The 18,284-nt window shown below is 69.5% G+C and carries 15 protein-coding genes; 4 read left to right on the forward strand and 11 right to left on the reverse strand.

Translation table 11 applies throughout. The annotated features are described in order from the left end of the window. Window positions 1-66 precede the first annotated feature (66 nt). Genes B8W67_RS04965 through B8W67_RS04975 form a run of 3 tightly spaced genes read right to left on the reverse strand, consistent with a single transcriptional unit; the run spans window position 67 to window position 2,816 of the window. Complete coding sequence (locus B8W67_RS04965) at window positions 67-570, reverse strand: DUF6912 family protein (protein ID WP_085302531.1); 504 nt, start codon at window positions 568-570, stop codon at window positions 67-69. A 9-nt stretch (window positions 571-579) separates the two neighbouring features. Continuing rightward, the gene (gene ppk2, locus B8W67_RS04970; protein ID WP_234806663.1) at window positions 580-1,410 is read right to left on the reverse strand and encodes a polyphosphate kinase 2; all 831 of its coding nucleotides are present in this window, start codon (window positions 1,408-1,410) and stop codon (window positions 580-582) included. Beyond that, complete coding sequence (locus B8W67_RS04975) at window positions 1,407-2,816, reverse strand: WS/DGAT/MGAT family O-acyltransferase (RefSeq protein ID WP_085302535.1); 1,410 nt, start codon at window positions 2,814-2,816, stop codon at window positions 1,407-1,409. Before B8W67_RS04975 ends, ppk2 begins: the two co-directional genes overlap by 4 nt. Before the next feature lie 182 nt (window positions 2,817-2,998). Here B8W67_RS04975 and B8W67_RS04980 point away from each other — a divergent pair, with 182 nt between their 5' ends. Further along, the gene (locus B8W67_RS04980) at window positions 2,999-3,487 is read left to right on the forward strand and encodes an Rv3235 family protein (RefSeq protein WP_085302537.1); all 489 of its coding nucleotides are present in this window, start codon (window positions 2,999-3,001) and stop codon (window positions 3,485-3,487) included. Window positions 3,488-3,498: 11 nt separating this feature from the next. Here the strand turns inward: B8W67_RS04980 and secA are convergent, their stop codons facing one another. The 3 genes from secA to B8W67_RS04995 all read right to left on the reverse strand — a co-directional run bounded on the left by secA (window position 3,499) and on the right by B8W67_RS04995 (window position 7,921). Beyond that, window positions 3,499-6,318 (reverse strand): preprotein translocase subunit SecA, encoded by a 2,820-nt coding sequence (secA, locus tag B8W67_RS04985; RefSeq protein WP_085302538.1) that lies wholly within the window; start codon window positions 6,316-6,318, stop codon window positions 3,499-3,501. A 78-nt stretch (window positions 6,319-6,396) separates the two neighbouring features. Continuing rightward, window positions 6,397-7,098, reverse strand: a complete 702-nt coding sequence (gene hpf / locus B8W67_RS04990; protein ID WP_069391232.1) for a ribosome hibernation-promoting factor, HPF/YfiA family — start codon at window positions 7,096-7,098, stop codon at window positions 6,397-6,399. Window positions 7,099-7,264: 166 nt separating this feature from the next. Then, the gene (locus B8W67_RS04995) at window positions 7,265-7,921 is read right to left on the reverse strand and encodes a ComF family protein (protein ID WP_069391231.1); all 657 of its coding nucleotides are present in this window, start codon (window positions 7,919-7,921) and stop codon (window positions 7,265-7,267) included. Window positions 7,922-8,093: 172 nt separating this feature from the next. On the opposite strand from B8W67_RS04995, the gene B8W67_RS05000 reads away from it, so the two are divergent. From B8W67_RS05000 to B8W67_RS05010, 3 genes are read left to right on the forward strand one after another with little or no spacing between them, the layout of a single operon-like run. After that, window positions 8,094-10,415, forward strand: coding sequence for a nitric-oxide reductase large subunit (locus tag B8W67_RS05000; protein WP_069391230.1), 2,322 nt, complete (start codon window positions 8,094-8,096; stop codon window positions 10,413-10,415). Between the two features lie 2 nt (window positions 10,416-10,417). Further along, a complete protein-coding gene (locus tag B8W67_RS05005) occupies window positions 10,418-11,047 on the forward strand; it encodes a hypothetical protein (protein WP_085302540.1) in 630 nt (209 codons plus the stop codon). 8 nt (window positions 11,048-11,055) lie between these two features. Next, the gene (locus tag B8W67_RS05010) at window positions 11,056-11,847 is read left to right on the forward strand and encodes a slipin family protein (protein WP_174254776.1); all 792 of its coding nucleotides are present in this window, start codon (window positions 11,056-11,058) and stop codon (window positions 11,845-11,847) included. A gap of 23 nt (window positions 11,848-11,870) precedes the next feature. Here the strand turns inward: B8W67_RS05010 and lpqB are convergent, their stop codons facing one another. Genes lpqB through B8W67_RS05035 form a run of 5 tightly spaced genes read right to left on the reverse strand, consistent with a single transcriptional unit; the run spans window position 11,871 to window position 18,182 of the window. Continuing rightward, window positions 11,871-13,649: an MtrAB system accessory lipoprotein LpqB gene (lpqB, locus tag B8W67_RS05015; protein WP_085302544.1), complete on the reverse strand. Its 1,779-nt coding sequence runs from the start codon at window positions 13,647-13,649 to the stop codon at window positions 11,871-11,873. After that, a complete protein-coding gene (gene mtrB / locus B8W67_RS05020; RefSeq protein ID WP_069391226.1) occupies window positions 13,649-15,286 on the reverse strand; it encodes an MtrAB system histidine kinase MtrB in 1,638 nt (545 codons plus the stop codon). Before mtrB ends, lpqB begins: the two co-directional genes overlap by 1 nt. Before the next feature lie 55 nt (window positions 15,287-15,341). Beyond that, window positions 15,342-16,028 (reverse strand): two-component system response regulator MtrA, encoded by a 687-nt coding sequence (gene mtrA / locus B8W67_RS05025; protein WP_069391225.1) that lies wholly within the window; start codon window positions 16,026-16,028, stop codon window positions 15,342-15,344. Window positions 16,029-16,080: 52 nt separating this feature from the next. Further along, window positions 16,081-16,716, reverse strand: a complete 636-nt coding sequence (locus B8W67_RS05030) for a dTMP kinase (RefSeq protein WP_069391224.1) — start codon at window positions 16,714-16,716, stop codon at window positions 16,081-16,083. Window positions 16,717-16,760: 44 nt separating this feature from the next. Further along, window positions 16,761-18,182 carry a WS/DGAT/MGAT family O-acyltransferase gene (locus B8W67_RS05035; protein WP_085302600.1) on the reverse strand — a complete coding sequence of 474 codons (1,422 nt, stop codon included), beginning with the start codon at window positions 18,180-18,182 and terminating at the stop codon, window positions 16,761-16,763. Between the last annotated feature and the right edge of the window lie 102 nt (window positions 18,183-18,284).

Genomic DNA, 18,284 nt, shown 5'->3' on the forward strand with positions numbered 1-18,284 from the left:
ACGGTACCGTAGGTTACGGCTAGGTGGCCAGTCCCCGTTTCCGGATCCGCTCTGCGGCCCCGGCCGTCACAGCAACTCCAGCAGGAACGGCAGTTCCTGGGTGGCATACCAGGCCAGGTCGTGGTCCTCGGCGTCGCCGACGGTGAGTTCGGCGTCCTCGTCGCCGAGATCGGCGGCGTCGATCGCGGAGATCGCCGCGGTCACCGCGGGCTCGGCGTCGGCGATGTCGACGTAGGCGGCGACCACATCGGTCAACCGCACCGGCGCGCCCAGGCGCACCACCGCGTCGTCGAGGTCGGGGCGCGCCCGCACGTCGTCGGCGTCGGCGACCAGCACCGCCCGACGGGTCGGCAGCCCCGCTGCGGCATCCCCCGCTGCCGCGAGCAACCGCAGCGAGGCCCGCGCCGCTTCGCGCAGCGCGACCTCGGCGAGGTCCTCGTCGCCGCCGCTGGCGTAGGCCTCCCGCAGCGCCGGGGTCACCGCGAAGGCCGTGCCGTTGACCGCGTGCAGCACGCCGTCGGCGACCAGGTCGGCCAGCATGGCCAGGGTCACCGGGATGTAGACGCGCATCCGCCGACCCTAATCCTCGGCGGCGGCGGCCAGCAGCGCTGCGGCGCGGTCGTCGACGTAGGTGTAGAGGTCACGCGGGGGCCGCACGTAATGGGCGTCGGCGGGCTCATCGGGCAGGGTCACCGCGGGCTGGGCGACGTCGTGGTAGTCCACCGTCGACAGCAGGTGGGCCATCATGTTGATCCGGGCGTTGCGTTTGATCTCCGACTCCACCACGTACCACGGGCTGACGGTGGTGTCGGTGTGCGCCATCATCTGGTCACGGGCGCGCGAGTAGTCGGTCCAGTGGTTCACCGACTCCACGTCCATCGGTGAGATTTTCCAGCGTTTCACCGGATCGTCGCGGCGGTCGGCGAAGCGACTCAGTTGCTCACGCTGAGAGACCGAGAACCAGTACTTGCGCACCAGGATTCCGTCTTCGATGAGCATCTGCTCGAACACCGGCGTCTGCCGCAGAAACAGTGCGTGCTCGTCGTCGGTGCAAAACCCCATCACCTTCTCCACCCCGGCGCGGTTGTACCAGGACCGGTCGAACAGCACGATCTCCCCGGCAGCCGGCAGGTGCGCGACGTAACGCTGGTAGTACCACTGGGTACGCTCGCGCTCGGTGGGCACCGGCAGGGCCACCACCTGGGTGATACGCGGGTTGAGATGGTCGGTGATGCGCTTGATCGCCCCGCCCTTGCCCGCGGCGTCACGGCCTTCGAACAGCACCACGATGCGCGCACCGGTTGCCCGCACCCACTCCTGAAGTTGAACGAATTCGGTTTGCAGGCGGCGTAATTCGGACTTGTAGAGCTTCTTGGGCAGCTTCTTGGTCACGGGCTTCGTCGGAGTCACCGAGCCGCCTCCAGGAGTTCGTCGAGAGATTCGCGCAGCAGCAACGGCATCATGTCGACGTCGCGCATCGCCTCGCGGTCGGCGTTGATGCCGAAATACAGGGTGCCGTTGTAGGAGGTGACCCCGATGCCGAGCACCTGGTTGTGCAACAGGGGCGGCACGGCGTAGGTCTCCAGCAGTTTGGTGCCGGCCACATACATCTGGGTCTGCGGTCCCGGCACGTTGGTCATCAACAGGTTGAACACCCGCGCGGAATAGGTGGTGGCCACTCGAATACCCATGGCGTGCAGGGTCGACGGAGCGAATCCGGAGAGTGTCAAGATGGTGCGCGCGGCCACCGGGCGCGCCGCGGGGGCGTAGGTCTCGGTGACGTGGGCGATCTGGGAGAGCCGCACCACGGCGTTGCCCTCCCCCACCGGCAGATCGACCAGATACGGGGCCACCTCGCTGATCGCCTGACCGGGACCCGACGGACCGAACTCGTCGTCGGGGTAGACCGACAGCGGGGCCATCGCGCGCACCGTGGCCGTCGAGGGCACCGGCTCGCCGCGGGAGAGCAGCCAGTTGCGCAACGCCCCGGCAACCACGGCCAGCACCACGTCGTGGACGTGGCAGTCGTAGCGGGCGTGCACGGTGCGGAAATCGGCGAGTCCGGCGCTGGCCACCGTGAACCGGCGGTGCCGGGAGACGGTGGTGTTCAGCGGGCTGCTCGGTGCGGTGCCGCGCAGCAGGGTGCGGGCGGTGTTGACCGCGCCGCGGCCGATGTCGGCCAGGTACCCGGCGTTGGTGGCCACCCCGGTCACCGCCGAACGAAGCGCCGCGACCGACGCCACCGGCCGGGCCACCCAGTCACCGAGCGCTCCGACGAGCAGATCCGACGTGCTGGGTTCGCGGCCGGGGATCCAGATGTCCTCGCCGAACTCCGGTGGCCGCTGGCTGCGGTCGACGATGACGTGGCCGATCTCCAGCGCCCGCATCCCGTTGACCAGCGCCTGGTGGCTGCGGGTGTAGATGGCGATCCTGTTGCCCGACAGGCCTTCGACCAGGTACATCTCCCACAGCGGCCGGGCGCTGTCCAACGGACGGGCCGCCAACCGGGCGATCAGTTCGTGCAGCTGCTCATCGCTGCCCGGCGACGGCAGCGCCGAGCGCCGCACGTGATAGGTGATGTCGAAGTCCCGGTCGTCGATCCAGACCGGCCGGGCCAGTTGCAGGGTGACCTCGCGCACCTTCTGCCGGTACCGCGGCACCTGCGGAAGGCGCTCCTCGACGGTGGCCAACAGGGTTTCGTAGCTCAGCCCCGCGCGCGGCCGGCGCAGGATCAGCAACGTGCCCACATACATCGGGGTGGTGGTGTTCTCCAACCGGTAGAACGCCGCGTCGGACGCGGACAACCGGGTCACCATGCGCGACTCGCCCTCCCTGCAGGCTCGGCCCGGCACGGGCCGGAGAACTCACCTCGCCACCGTAACCGCACCGGTTGGCACACCACAGCACCGGCACACCGGAACCGCCGCGCTGTGCGATGATGAGGCCACGGTGTCAGCGCTCCCCCGCCGCCGGCCGCATCGATCCCGGGGAGCCGACCATGAACGACAGCACCCACCCGCGCCGGGTGCTTCATCCCGCCGTCGACTACGAACCGCCTCCGCTGGTCCTGGCCGCACCGGTCCCGCGCCGGCCGCGGCGCGCGACACCGCCGCGGTCCGCCGCCGACCCGCCGGCCCCCAGCGCGCGGCCGGATCTGCGGGCCGTCGCCGCGTTCGCCGACACCGCGCTGCGCCGCGTGCTCGAGGTGCTCGATCGGCGTCGCCCCGCGCCGCATCTGCAGCCGGTGCTGGCCACCCCGCTGCTCGACGCGCTGCGCTGCCGGCCGGCCACCGGCCCGGCGGCGCGGCGGCACCGGGCCAGCGCCGTGCTGCGCCGGGTGCGGGTACAGGCAGTCGGGCCGGAGAACCCGCCACGGGCCGCGGAGGTGGTCGCCAGCTATGCGCGCGGTCCGCGCACCCACGCGATCGCCTGCCGGGTCGAGCGCATCGAGGCGCGCTGGCAGGTGGTGGCCCTGCAGATCGGCTGAGGGGAGCCCGGTCAGCGCTTCTTCGCCGACTTGGCGCGTTTGCCGCTGCGGCCCTGCCGGCGTGCGGCCTCGCGCCGCTCCCGACGGCTGCCGCTGCCGACCCCCGCCGACTGCGGTTCCCCGTTGCGGCGCTGAACCTGCGCCGATCCGTCCTCGGCCGGCCCGGAGTAGGTCAGCTGCGGGCCGTCGTCATCGATTCCCTTGGCGCGCAGCGCGGCTGGGGCCTGCTGACCGTCAGGCTCGGGGGCCGATCCGGCGTCGGGAGCGGTGTCGGCGAGTTTCGCCAGCCCCTCCGGCGCGGCCACCGGGGCGACCGTCGTCGCGGGGGCGGCCTCGACGGTGACGTTGAACAAGAACCCGACCGACTCCTCCTTGAGCCCCTCGAGCATCCCGGTGAACATGTCGAAACCCTCACGCTGGTACTCCACCAGCGGGTCACGCTGGGCCATCGCGCGCAGACCGATGCCCTCTTTGAGGTAGTCCATCTCGTAGAGATGTTCGCGCCACTTGCGGTCGATGACGCTGAGCAGCACGTTGCGCTCCAGCTGGCGCATCGCGCCGTCCCCGGCGATCGCCTCCAGCTCCGCCTCCCGCCGGGCGTACGCGCGGTCGGCGTCGCCCAACAGCGCCTCGCGGAGTTCCTCGCGGGTCAGCTCGTCGGGTGCGCCGTCGGCGTCGGGGTCGAACAGCTCGGTGTGGTCGATACCGACCGGGTAGAGGGTTTTGAGGGCCTCCCAGAGCTTCTCCAGATCCCAGTCCTCGGCGTAGCCCTCTGCGGTTGCGCCGTCGACGTAGGCGCCGACCACGTCGTGGAGCATGTCGTGGGCCTGCTCGGCGAGGTTCTCGCCCTCGAGGATGCGGCGGCGCTCGGCGTAGATGACCTTGCGCTGCTGGTTCATCACCTCGTCGTATTTGAGGACGTTTTTGCGGACCTCGAAGTTCTGCTGCTCGACCTGGGTCTGGGCGCTCTTGATCGCCCGGGTCACCATCTTCGCTTCGATCGGCACATCCTCGGGCAGGTTGAGCCGGGTCAGCATGCTCTCGAGCATGGCGCCGTTGAACCTGCGCATCAGCTCGTCGCCGAGCGAGAGGTAGAACCGGGACTCACCCGGGTCGCCCTGACGGCCCGACCGGCCGCGCAGCTGGTTGTCGATGCGGCGCGACTCGTGACGCTCGGTGCCCAGCACGTAGAGCCCGCCGGCTTCGATCACCTCGGCCGCCTCGCGGGCCGCCTCCTCCTTGAGCTGCGGCAGCAGCTCGTCCCAGGCGGCCTCGTACTCCTCGGGGGTCTCCACCGGGTCCAGGCCCTGTTCGCGCAGCCGGGCGTCGGTGAGGAAATCCGGGTTGCCGCCGAGCACGATGTCGGTGCCGCGACCGGCCATGTTGGTGGCCACGGTGACCGCGCCGCGCCGGCCGGCCTCGGCGATGATGCCGGCCTCCTGCTCGTGGTACTTGGCGTTGAGCACGTTGTGCGGGATCCGCCGTTTGGTGAACTGCCGCGACAGGTACTCCGAGCGTTCCACGCTGGTGGTGCCGATCAGCACCGGCTGCCCCTTCTCGTGGCGCTCGGCGACGTCGTCGACGACCGCGAGGTATTTGGCCTCCTCGGTCTTGTAGATGAGGTCGGTCTGGTCGTCGCGGATCATCGGCTTGTTGGTCGGGATCGACACCACCCCGAGCTTGTAGATCTCGTGCAGCTCGGCGGCCTCGGTCTGGGCGGTGCCGGTCATCCCGGCGAGCTTGTCGTAGAGGCGGAAGTAGTTCTGCAGCGTGATCGTGGCCAGTGTCTGGTTCTCGGCCTTGATCTCGACGTGCTCCTTGGCCTCGATCGCCTGGTGCATGCCCTCGTTGTAGCGCCGGCCGACCAGCACCCGGCCGGTGAACTCGTCGACGATGATGACCTCGCCGTTGCGCACGATGTAGTCCTTGTCGCGGACGAACAACTCCTTGGCCTTGATGGCGTTGTTGAGGTAGCTGACCAGCGGCGAGTTGGCGGCCTCGTAGAGGTTGTCGATGCCGAGCTGGTCCTCGACGAACTCGACGCCGGCCTCGTGCACCCCGATGGTGCGTTTACGCAGGTCGACCTCGTAGTGGACGTCCTTCTCCATCAGCGGGGCGATGCGGGCGAACTCCAGATACCAGTGCGAGGCGCCGTCGGCGGGACCGGAGATGATCAACGGCGTGCGGGCCTCGTCGATCAGGATCGAGTCGACCTCGTCGACGACGGCGAAGTTGTGGCCACGCTGCACCATGTCGGCGACGTCGTGGGCCATGTTGTCGCGCAGGTAGTCGAACCCGAACTCGTTGTTGGTGCCGTAGGTGATGTCGGCACCGTAGGCGGCACGCCGCTCCTCGGGGGTCAGTCCGGCCAGGATCACCCCGACCTCGAGGCCGAGGAACCGGTGCACCCGGCCCATCCATTCGGCATCGCGTTTGGCCAGGTAGTCGTTGACGGTGACGACGTGGACACCGTTGCCGCTCAACGCGTTCAGGTACGCGGGCAGCACACAGGTCAGGGTTTTGCCCTCACCGGTCTTCATCTCGGCGACGTTGCCGAAGTGCAGGGCGGCCCCACCCATCACCTGCACATCGAAGGGCCGCTGGCGCAGCACCCGCCAGGCGGCCTCGCGGGCCACCGCGAACGCCTCGGGCAGCAGATCATCGAGGCTCTCACCGTCGGCGACCCGTTTGGTGAACTCGTCGGTTTTGGCCCGCAGCTGCGCGTCGGAGAGCTTCTCGACGTCGTCGGCCAAGGTGCCCACATGGTCGGCGACCCGTTTGAGTCGTTTGACCATGCGACCTTCGCCGAGGCGCAGCAATTTCGACAGCACAGCTATGTCCCCCGTGGATTTGACAGTTCCGGGCGCCACCATCTTAAGGGACTCGCCCCGGTCGGGCGTCGGTCGAGGTCAGGTGAGCCGGATCAGCCCGTAGTCGTAGGCGTGACGGCGGTAGACCACCGACGGGCTCCCCGTCTCCTTGTCGTGGAACAGGAAGAAGTCGTGCCCGACGAGCTCCATCTCATACAGTGCGTCGTCGACCGTCATCGGTTCGGCCCGGTGCTCCTTGATCCGGACGATCTGCCCGGGAGCATCGGCACCGAGGTCGTGGCCGTCGTGACCGGACTCCACAACGGTGTCCGCGCCGCGGCGGTCCCAGGCCTTCGGGCCCTGTTCGGGCAGCGGCACCAGCGCGGTCGCCTCGGCGACCGACACCGGGGTCTTGTCGCCGTAGGAGACGGTGCGCCGCCCCTTGTCGCGGCGCAGCCGGCTCTCCAGCTTGGCGATCGCCGCCTCGAAGGCGCCGTAGAAACTGTCGGCGCGGGCCTCGGCGCGCACCACCGGCCCGCGCCCGCGCGCGGTGATCTCCACCCGCTGGCAGGCCTTGCGCTGGCGCCGGTTGCGCTCGTGGTCGAGTTCGACATCGAAGTGGAAAATGCTCGGATCCAGGCGCTCCGAGCGGGCCAGCTTCTGTGACACGTAGACCCGGTAGTGGTCGGGAACCTCGACGTTGCGGCCCTTGACGACCACCTCGGCATTGGGGGTGTCCACTTGACCCGCCTGATCGTCGTCGGTCACAACATGGTTGGGATCTGCGGTCTGCCTTGACATGACGCCTCTTTTCTTGTGCGTGGCGCGGTGCGCCGCCAGCCTCTCCAACTGTGCTGCTCAGTTGTTCATGAGCGTGTCCTATCGACCGTAACCGGTGGCGAGGCCGGTCTGCCACCATTTGCCCGCAGAGCCGGAAAACATCCCTATCGCCCCGCGGTGGACTGCCTCAGGCGTGGGCGAGCACCAGCACCGCGGCGACCGTCATCCCCGCCGAACCCAGCACCCGCACCGACTCGTCGACGGTGGCACCGGTGGTGCAGATGTCATCGACAAGCAGCACCGGCACATCCCCGAGGGCGCCGGCGAGGGCGCCGGCGCGGTAGCGCCGCCGGAGCACCACCCGGCCGGCGACGTTGCGCTGCCGGGCCGCGGCGGTCAACCCGACCGAGTCGCGGGCGCGCGCGGCCATCCGCAGCATCGGCGCCGCGGTGAGCCCGAGGCGCTCGGCGCCACCCGCCACCATGCGGGCCACCGGGTCACCGCCACGGCGGCGCGCGGCCCCCGCCCGGGTGGGCGCGGGCACCATCGTCACCGATGCGGGCACGATTCCCCAGCGCAGCAACCGGTCGACGCCACCGGTCAGCGCCGCCGCCAGCGGGGCCAGCAGGTCGATGCGGCCGTGCTCCTTGACGGCCACGATCGCGCGGCGGCGCGCCCCGGCGTAGCGGCCCAGGCTGAACACCGGCACCCCCGGATCCAGGCGCGGGTTGATCAGGTGCGGATGATCCGGGCGCACCGCCCACTCCGCGGCGCACCGCGAACACCATCGCGCGGCAGGTTCGCCACAGCCACCACAGCGCAGCGGCAGCACCAAATCGAGCATCCCTACAGGGTGCTACCCGGTGGTGACAACTGCTCGTGACGAAAACTACAGGTTGTAGTACTCGTGATGCGAATAACCACGAAAATTGCGGATTCGGGGTGTTAAATTACGTTCCAATTGCGCGACTTTCAGCCCCCTCACTGCCCGCATCAATCCCCGAGGAGTTCGTGCCATGGCCACCACCGAGTCCGTCCCCCCGGGATCGCCGACGCCGTCGCAGCCGCTGATCGGCAAAGGCTGGCTCCAAGGGGTCGCCCTGGTGATGATCTTCGGGTTCTTCGTGATGGGAATCCTGGTCTATCGCACGTACACGGCGTCGATGCCGTTGCCGGAGAAGGTGGTCACCGAATCCGGCCAGTCGCTGTTCACCGGCGATGACATCACCCACGGCCAGGAACTGTTCCAGGCCCGTGGGCTCATGCAATACGGATCGGTGCTCGGTCACGGCGCCTACCTGGGACCCGATTACACCGCCGAATATTTGCGACTGGCCACCGATAATGTGGCCGACCAATTCCGCGACCAAGGATTGGCCGATCCGCATGAAGCGGTGGTCAACGAATTTCGTACCAACCGGTATAACGCCGACACCAAGACGCTGGTGTTCACCGACAAGCAGGCGCGTGCCTTCAGCGACATCGAGCGGTACTACGCCGACTACTTCGGTGAGGACTCCACCAAATACGGTCTGCTGCCGAAGATGATCACCGACCCCGGTGAGATCCGTGACCTGACGGCGTTCTTCGCGTGGACCGCCTGGGCGTCGGCGGCGGAGCGCCCCGGCCACAACTACAGCTACACCAACAACTGGCCGGCAGAGTCACGGGTGGACAACGGCCCGACCGGGTCGATCGTGGTGTGGTCGGTGCTGTCGCTGATCGCACTGCTGGGCGGCACCGGCATCATGTTCGCGATCTACGGGCGGTGGAGTCAGAACCTCGGCTGGCACGGCGCGGAGATGACCAAGCTGTCGTTCACCCAGCCCGGCGAGGTGGGCTTGACCAAGTCGCAGCGCGCGGCGATCTGGTTCTTCGCGGTGGTCTCGGTGCTCTATCTCGGCCAGACCCTGCTCGGTGGGGCGGTGGAGCACTACCGTGCCGACCTGTCGGCGTTCTACGGCATCGATCTGGCCAAGATCTTGCCCTACAACCTGGCCCGAACCTGGCATGTCCAGTTGTCGCTGTTCTGGACCGCCGCGGCGTTTTTGGCCGGCGGCATCTTCCTGGTCCCGTTCATCACCCGGCGCGAGCCACGCCGACAGCACTGGCTGGCCTACGGGCTGCTGGGCGCTGTCGCGGTGGTGGTGTTCGGCTCGTTGATCTCCGAGGCGCTGTCGATCTTCAAGGTCATCCCCGAAGGCGGGCTGTTCTCCCAGCAGTGGGAGTACCTGGACCTGCCGCGGCTGTGGCAGATTCTGCTGGTGGTCGGGTTGTTCCTGTGGATCGCGATCATCTGGCGCGGGATGCGCGGCACGCTGGCCACCACCTCGAAGATGAACCTGCCGTGGCTGTTCTTCTTCACCGGCCTGGCCATCCCGGCGTTCTACGCGGTCGGCCTGCTCGCCGGCTCCGACACCCACTTCTCGGTGGCCGACTTCTGGCGGTTCTGGGTGGTGCACCTGTGGGTGGAGGACTTCCTGGAGTTGTTCACCACCGTGTTGGTCGCCTACATGTTCGTTCTGCTCGGGGTGGTGCGCCAACGGGTCGCGCTCGGGGTGATCTTCCTCGACATCATCTTGTACTCCGCCGGTGGGGTGATCGGCACCATGCACCACCTGTACTTCTCCGGCACCCCGGTTGAGCACATGGCGCTCGGCGCGTTCTTCTCGGCGGCCGAGGTGATCCCGCTGACGTTCCTGACCGTCGAGGCGTGGGCATTTCTGCAACTCGGGTCGCGTCAGGAGGCCGGTGACGGCAAGCCGTTCCCGGCCCGCTGGGCGGTGATGTTCCTGGTCGCCGTCGGCTTCTGGAACTTCCTGGGCGCGGGGGTGTTCGGATTCTTGATCAACCTGCCGATCGTGTCCTACTACGAGATCGGCACAGCGCTGACCGCCAACCACGCGCACGGCGCGATGCTCGGCGTGTACGGCATGCTGGCGGTGGCACTGGCGATGTTCGCGTTCCGCTACGTCATCCCGCCGGAAAAGTGGCCGGAGCGGATGGCCCGGATCTCGTTCTGGTGCATGAACATCGGGCTGGCGTGGATGGTGTTCGCCACGCTGCTGCCGCTGGGCGTGCTGCAGCTGTTCCACTCGGTCAACAACGGCTACTTCGAGGCGCGCTCGTTGGGCTACATCACCCAGCCGGGCAACTCGATCCTGGAGTGGCTGCGGCTTCCCGGCGACGCGATCCTCATCGTCGGCGGGGTGGTGCCGTTCGTCTGGATCGCCTGGACGGCGTTGCGCAACTTCCGGTCCGGCATCACCGTCGACGAGTTGCCGGAGAACGCGCTGTACACCGAGTTGCCCGCGGCCCAGCCCTCGACGAAGGAGTGAGCATGGCCGCACCGGCAGCGTGGGTCTGGCTGGTCTCGGGCTACGCGCTGATCCTGTTGGCCATCGCCTGGGGCTTCGACCACATGGCCCGACGCACGTCGGCGCGCGCCGCCGAGTGGCGCACCGGGGGGTTCGTCTACCACCCCGACCACGACGCCTGGGTCTGTCCGGAGGACCAGTGGCTGTGGCCGACTTCGTTCGACCCGCAGAACCGGGTGATGCGCTACCGGGGCACGCCGTCGGTGTGCAACAGCTGTCCGGTCAAGGACGCCTGCACCACCTCCGAGCGGGGTCGGGAGATCAGCCGCGAAGTCGACCCGTGGCCGTATTCGGAGACCGGACGGTTCCACCGCGGGATCGCCTGCGCGGTAGCCGGTTTCGGGGTGTTGCTGCCGGGGGCGACGCTCACGGTCAACCACAATCCGTCGGAGATCCTGGTGTTGGGTACCGCGATCACGCTGGTGGTTCTCGGAGCCTTACCGCTGGTGCGTCACCTGTGGAACAGTCCGGCCAACGCCCCCGAGCACCTGCCGCACCGCACCGTGCTGGAGGATCAGGTGGCCGCGGCGATCGATCGCTATTCGACGCAGTGGGGCGGGGCGTACGCGGAGAAGGAGAACAGCGACCAGTGAGCGGAGCGATGGGCACCGTCGTCGGCGCGGTGCTGGTGGTGGCACTGGTGGTGGCAATATTGGGCCTGAATGTACTGCGCGAGTACGAACGCGGCGTGGTGTTCCGGATGGGGCACGTGCGCCCGCTGTACGGTCCGGGGCTGAAGTTCCTGCTGCCGCTGGCCGACAAGATGGTGCGCGTCGATCAGCGCGTGGTCACCTTGACCATTCCCCCCCAGGAGCTGATCACCCGCGACAACGTCCCGGCTCGGGTCAACGCGGTGGTGATGTTCCAGGTGGTCGATCCGCTCAAGGCAATCCTGGCGGTGGAGAACTATGCGGTGGCGACCTCCCAGATCGCCCAGACCACGTTGCGCTCACTGCTCGGGCGGGCCGATCTGGACACCCTGCTGGCCCACCGCGAGGACCTCAACGCCGATCTGCGGGTGATCATCGAGAAGCAGACCGAGCCGTGGGGCATCGAGGTCCGGGTGGTGGAGATCAAGGACGTCGAGATCCCCGAATCGATGCAGCGGGCGATGGCGCGTGAGGCCGAGGCCGAGCGGGAGCGCCGGGCCAAGGTGATCAGCGCCCGCGGTGAGCTGCAGGCCTCCGAGGAGCTGCGCCAGGCCGCCGAGACGCTGTCGAAGAGCCCGGCGTCCCTGCAACTGCGCTACCTGCAGACGCTGCTGGAGCTCGGCGCCGACCAGAACTCGACGGTGGTGTTCCCGCTGCCGGTCGACATCATCACCCCGTTTCTCAAGCACCCGGAGCTGCTGGCGCAGGCCGCCGGTGCGCTCGGCGGCGAGCGCCGGGACTAAATCGCGGGCGGCGCGGGCCGGCCTCAGCCGGGCAGCACCGGCAGCGCCCCGGGCACCTGAAACGCCGGCACCGGGGTCCAGCTCTGCTCGTCGGGCGGGCTGGAGGCCGACAGCTGCATGACCCCGCGGGGATCGGCGACGTAGACCGCCGACGGGTTCGCCGCGATCACCGACACCGGGGTGGTGAGATTGCGGTCGGTGGCGTCGGAGTTGACCCCGTCGATGTTCACATACGACACCGGGTGGGCGGGGTCGTCGCGGCTGACCACGACGTCGTCGCCGGTGCGCCACGACAGCGACACCACCGAGGACCCCATCCCGAACCCGAGCCGACGCGGATAGGTCAACGCGTACTGACCGTTGTCGGTCTGCTCCACGCCGGTCAGGATCACCTGACCGGCGACGACCAGCGCGGCGCGGGCGCCGTCGCGGGACAGCTGCAGTTCGCTGATCGAACCGGGGAACCGCGCGGCCACCGCCCCGGTGTCCACCGCGATGTGGGCCGGCTCCCCGGAGGCGGCCTCCCGGATGACCCGCAGCACCATGGTGCCGTCGACGACCACCCAGACCGCGCCGTCGAGCGCCCAACTGGGCCGGGACAGGGTGCGGCCCTCTGCCGCCTTTCCGGGCGCGGCGCCCAGCTCGCCGATCCACAGGGTGGCCGCCGACTCCGGTGAGCCGGCCCGCAGGGTCACCACCGACGCGGCGCGCCGGCCGTCGCGCGACAGCGCCGCGCCGGTCTGGTCCGGGGTGGCTCCGAACGGACCGGGCACCTTGGTGAAGTGTTGGCCGTCCACCGCCGCCAGCGACCCGCCGACCAGCGCGTGCAGCCCGGCGGCAGCACCGTCGGCCGCACCCGGATCGGTGGCGGCGACATCGCCGGTGGTCCAGCCGTCGGCGAAACGCTCGTCGAGGGCGGCCCCGTCGGCGTCGATCACATACGGCCCCTTGATGTCGGCGCGCGCCAAGGTCCAGATCAGCTGTGCGGCCACGAGTTTGGCGCTCTTCGGGTCAGACGTGGGCAGGCCCTGCAGTTCGATGCGGGCACCGCCGTAGCCGCGCCCGACTCCGACGCTGCCGCCGTCGGCGCGGGTCACCGGGCCGTTGAGCCGCAGCGGCGCGCCCAGCAGGTTGCGCACCGAGCGGGCCAACTCCGGTCGCGGCCCGGCGATCATCTTCGAGACCAGTTCGGTGGCCAGTTGATCGGGGTCGGAGACCACGACGTATCGCGGGTCGGGCACGACGGTCTGGCCGGTCGGGTCGACGAAGTAGAGGGTGTGGCGTTTGTAGGTGTCCTGGAACTGCTTCCAGTCCAGAAACACCCCGTTGGGCACCCGGTCGATGCGCCAGCCGTCCGTGGTCTTCACCAGTTCGATCGGCCCCGGATCGGGCAGGGTTCCCTCGGCGGTCTCGAACACCCCGACGTCGGAGAGGGTGCCCAGGATGTCGGCGGTCATCGTGACCGTGACGGTGTCGGCCGTGCGGTTCGCGGCGAACACCACGTTGTCGATCAACGTGGCGCGGCCCCCGTCGTCCCAGGCGTCGGAGGCGGCCTGGGTGAGGAACTGCCGGGCCGCCAGATGCCGGTTGGCCGGGTCGGCGGTGGCCTTGAGGAACTCGCGCAGCAGTACCTCCGGGTCCATGTCCGGGGTGGGTTTGGGCAGGTTGGGCGGGGCGGCCCGTTTGACGGTGCCGATCGCCTGCGGCGACGAGGAGTTGGGCACCCCGGCACAGCCGGCGACGGTGCCGGTGCCGCCGACGGCGAGCACCACCGCGAGGAGGGCCACGGGCAGTCGGCGCATCAGCGTCCTCCCTCGGCGGCCTCGGTGGGGCGCCCGGCACGTTCGGGGGCGACCGGTTTGAGCGGCAGCGGGCTGGTGGTGACCTTGTGCCCGCGCACCAGCGGCAGGGTCAGCCGGAAGCACGCCCCGTTGCCGGGCTCACCCCACGCCTCCAGCCGGCCCTGGTGCAGGCGGGCGTCCTCGACGCTGATCGCCAAGCCCAGGCCGGTGCCCCCGGAGCGGCGAACCCGCGACGGGTCGGCCCGCCAGAACCGGCTGAACACCAGCTTCTCCTCCCCCGGGCGCAGGCCCACCCCGTGGTCGCGCACGGTGACCGCGACGGTGTCCTCGTCGGCGGCCATCCGGATCTGGATCGGCTGGCGCTCGGCGTGGTCGATGGCGTTGGCGATGAGGTTGCGCAGGATCCGTTCGACCCGGCGGTTGTCGACCTCGGCGATCACCTCGGTTGACGGCAGATCCATCTGCAGGTCCACCCCGGCGTCGGCGGCCAGGTGCCCGACACTCTCCAGGGCCGCGGCGACGGTGGCCCGCAGGTCGATCGCCTCCACCGACAGTTCGGCCACCCCGGCGTCGTGGCGGGAGATCTCCAGCAGGTCGGCCAGGAGCATCTCGAAGCGGTCGAGTTCGTTGACCATCAGCTCGGTGGAGCGCCGCAGTGCCGGATCCAGGTCGTCGGCGTGGTCGTGGATCAGGTCGGCGGCCATGCGCACGGTGGTCAGCGGGGTGCGCAGCTCATGGCTGACGTCGGAGGTGAACCGGCGCTGCAGGTTGCCGAACTCCTCGAGTTGTTCGATCTGACGCGACAGGCTCTCGGCCATGTCGTTGAACGACACCGCCAGCCGCGCCATGTCGTCCTCCCCGCGCACCGGCATCCGTTCGGTCAGATATCCCTCGGCGAACCGTTCGGCGGTGCGGGCGGCGGCCCGCACCGGCAGCACCACCTGCCGGGAGACCAGCAGCGCGATGCCGGCCAGCAACACCAGCAGCACCAGCCCGCCGGTGGCCATCGTCGAACGCACCAGCTTGATCGTGGTCTGCTCGCTGTTGAGCGGGAAGATCAGGTACAGCTCCAGGTTGGAGACCTTGGAGTGGGTGGGGCTGCCGACGATCAGCGCCGGGCCGGAGAAGCTGTCGGTCTGCACCGTGGCGTACTGGTAGCTGACCTGTCCGGCCTTGACGAAGTCGCGCAGCGCGTTGGGCACCTGGCTGATCGGCCCCGCCGAGGTGGCCGCCCGCGGCCCGTCACCGGGCACCACCAGCACCACGTCGAACGGGCCAGCCATCCCGGCACCCGAACTCGGGTCGACCTTGGAGGTCAAGGTGTTGCGGCCCAGTTGCAGGCTGGAATCCAGGGAGCGGGCCTCGTCGCCGCCGACGATGCCGCTGACCGCGTTGCGGGCGTGTTCGATCTGTTCGGTGGCCGCCCGGACCTTGACGTCGAGCACCCGGTCGGTGACCTGGTTGGTCAGCACGACGCCGAGCACCAGGATCACCGCCAGGGACAATCCGAGGGTCAGCACCACCACGCGCAGTTGCAGGGAGCGCCGCCAGATCACGCTCACCGCGCGGCTCACCGCGCTGAGTCCCCGCAGCAGCGGCGGGGACCGGCGGATGCGTCGCCGTGAACTCCAGATCACCCCGGATGCTCCTCAGTCCCGCCGGGAGCCGCGGATATTCCCCCGACGGCGCCGATCACGGAGGTCCGGCCTTGTAGCCCACTCCTCGCACGGTCAAGACCACCTGGGGGTTCTCCGGATCCTTCTCGATCTTGGCGCGCAACCGCTGGACGTGCACGTTGACCAGCCGGGTGTCGGCCGGGTGCCGGTAGCCCCACACCTGTTCGAGCAGCACATCGCGGGTGAACACCTGCCGCGGTTTACGGGCCAGCGCCACCAGCAGGTCGAACTCCAGCGGGGTCAGCGAGATCTGCTCCCCCTGGCGGGTCACCTTGTGCGCCGGCACGTCGATCTCGATGTCGCCGATCGAGAGCAGCTCGGCGGGCTCGTCGTCGTTGCGCCGCAACCGCGCGCGCACCCGCGCCACCAGCTCCTTGGGTTTGAACGGCTTCATGATGTAGTCGTCGGCCCCGGACTCCAGCCCCAACACCACGTCGACGGTGTCGGTTTTGGCCGTCAGCATCACGATCGGCACCCCGGAGTCCGCGCGCAACACCCGGCACACGTCGATGCCGTTCATGCCGGGCAGCATCAAATCCAGCAGCACCAGATCGGGCCGCAGTTCGCGAACGGCGGTCAGCGCCTGGGTGCCATCGCCGATGACCGCGGTGTCGAAACCCTCCCCACGCAGCACGATGGTGAGCATCTCAGCCAGCGACGCGTCGTCGTCGACGACGAGGATCCTTTGCTTCATGGGCTCCATGTTGTCACCACAACGCGACAAAACGCGGCTACCACACGCCGAGAATACCCGCTTATCGGCCGTCGAACAGTGCTGTGGCCAGCCGATCGGGCTCCACGTCGGCGCCGACCACCTGCCAGGGCCCGCCGTAGCCGTTCTCGGCCAGGCCCGCGTAGACCGCGCCGGTGCGCTGCTGCAGACCGCCGTCGCGCTCATAGGCGTCGCGGGCCCGGTCCTGCTGCTCGACGGCGCGCCGTCGCGCCCGCTGCTCGGCGACCGCGGTCGGCACCGCCAACAGCACCTGCCGGTCGGGCTGCGGCAACCCGAAACGCTCGTACTCCAGTTGCGCCACCCACCGCGCCACCTCGCCGGTGGCGTCCTGGTGCAGCCGGGCGGCGCTGTAGGCGGCGTTCGACGCCACATAGCGGTCCAGGATCACCACGTCGTGGCCGCGGCGCAGGTGCGCGATGTGGTCTTTGGCCCCGGCGCGGTCCAGTGCGAACAGCACCGCCATCGCATACACCGACGAGGCCAGGTCGCCGTGATCGCCGTGCAGCGCCTCGGCGGCCAGGTCAGCGGTGACCGAGTGGTGATAGCGGGGAAACGACACCGTCGCCACCGTCGCCCCCCGCCGGGCCCAGGCGGCCCGCAGCCCGGCGGTCAGTGTGTGTTTGCCGGCGCCGTCGACCCCTTCGATCGCGATCAGCATCCGCGCAGCTTAGCCGCTACCCACTGCGCCGACCGGGAGGGCGGTCAGCCGTTGACGACCAGTTGCAGCCCGTGCCGGTGCCGGGCGGTCTTGCGCCGCTTGCTGGCGGCCACCAGCCGGTCCACCGCGACCTGCACGCCGCGGGCCAACTCGTCGATGTCGGGCACCGCGTCGAAGTCGGCCAGGATCCCGAAGTACAGGTCGTCGCCGTAGCTGAGGATCGCCACTCCGGTGCGCAGCTGCATGGCGATCGGCGGCACCGGCAGCACGTCGGTGACCGGGCAGCCCAGGATCGACAGCCGTTGCCGCGGGCCGGGAACGTTGGTGGCCAACGCGACCACCCCGCGCTGCGGCAGCCGGGTGGCCAGCCGCACCGTCCACGCGGTCAGCGGGTAGGGCACCCGGTTGGCCAGCGCGACGACCGCGCTCCCGGCTTGGCGCTGGCCGGCCGATTTGGTGCGGGTCAGGCGCGCATGCACCATCCGCAGCCGCTGCACCGGGTTGGCCTCCTCTACCGGCAGGTAGGGCAACATCACCGAGACGCGGTTGTCGGTTTTGTCGAACTCGTCGAGGGAACGCACCGAGACCGGCACCAGGGTGCGCAGCGAGTCGTGCTGGGGCTGCTCGCCGTGTCGGATCAAGGTGTTGCGGTAGCTCTCGGCGAGTGCTGCCAACGCCACGTCGTTGACGGTCACGTCGAAGGTCGCGCACACCCGCCGCACGTCGGCCAGCGCGATCCGCACCGCGCCGAAGCGGCGCAGGTTGGTCATGGGGCCGTTGAGCGAGGAGGTCGGCGCGGCACCGATCAGACCGGCCGCCAACTCGCTGGCACCCTGCACCGCGGTGACGGTCGCGGCCGCCATCGCCGACGCCGCCCCGCGCAGACCGCCGATCCAGTGCAGCGGGTCCAGTCCTCCCGACCGCGGGTCCACCGCGGCCGCGGCGACCGTGCTCGTCGCGGCGGCGGGACCGGCGGCGCGGGTGCGCTCGGCGAAGGCCGCGCCGGCCCCACCGTCGGCGAGCCCGGCGAGCATGTGCGCGGTGGCGATGCCGTCGGCGATGCAGTGGTGGACCTTCATCAGCATCGCCCACCGACCCTCCGAGAGCCCTTCGATGACCCAGATCTCCCACAGCGGTCGGCTGCGATCGAGACGCCATGCCATCACCTCGGCGACCAGCCGGTGCAGCTCAGCGTCCCCGCCCGGCTGCGGCACACCGATCCGCCGCACATGGCGGGTGATGTCGAAGTCGTCGTCGTCCACCCATTCCGGCGGCCCGATATCGAAGGGGTGCAACTGAATCCGCTGCGAGAACCTCGGGCAGGCCCGCATCCGCTCACCCAGGGTCCTCCGCAACACCGATTGATCCGGGACCGGCCCGGCCAACAGGGCCAACCCGCCGATGGCCAGGCTGACGTGCCGGTCGGAGTCCTCCGCCTGCAGGAATCCGGCGTCCAGAGTGGTCATGCGGTTCTCGTGGTTCACGGCCCCAACCTCCCAGTGCGGCAACACCCGTCCTCTTCACTATCGGGGATCGCCCGCGTGCTGCGACAGGGCCGGAAGTCCCCG

Source organism: Mycolicibacillus koreensis (assembly GCF_002104795.1).
Lineage (GTDB): Bacteria > Actinomycetota > Actinomycetes > Mycobacteriales > Mycobacteriaceae > Mycobacterium > Mycobacterium koreense.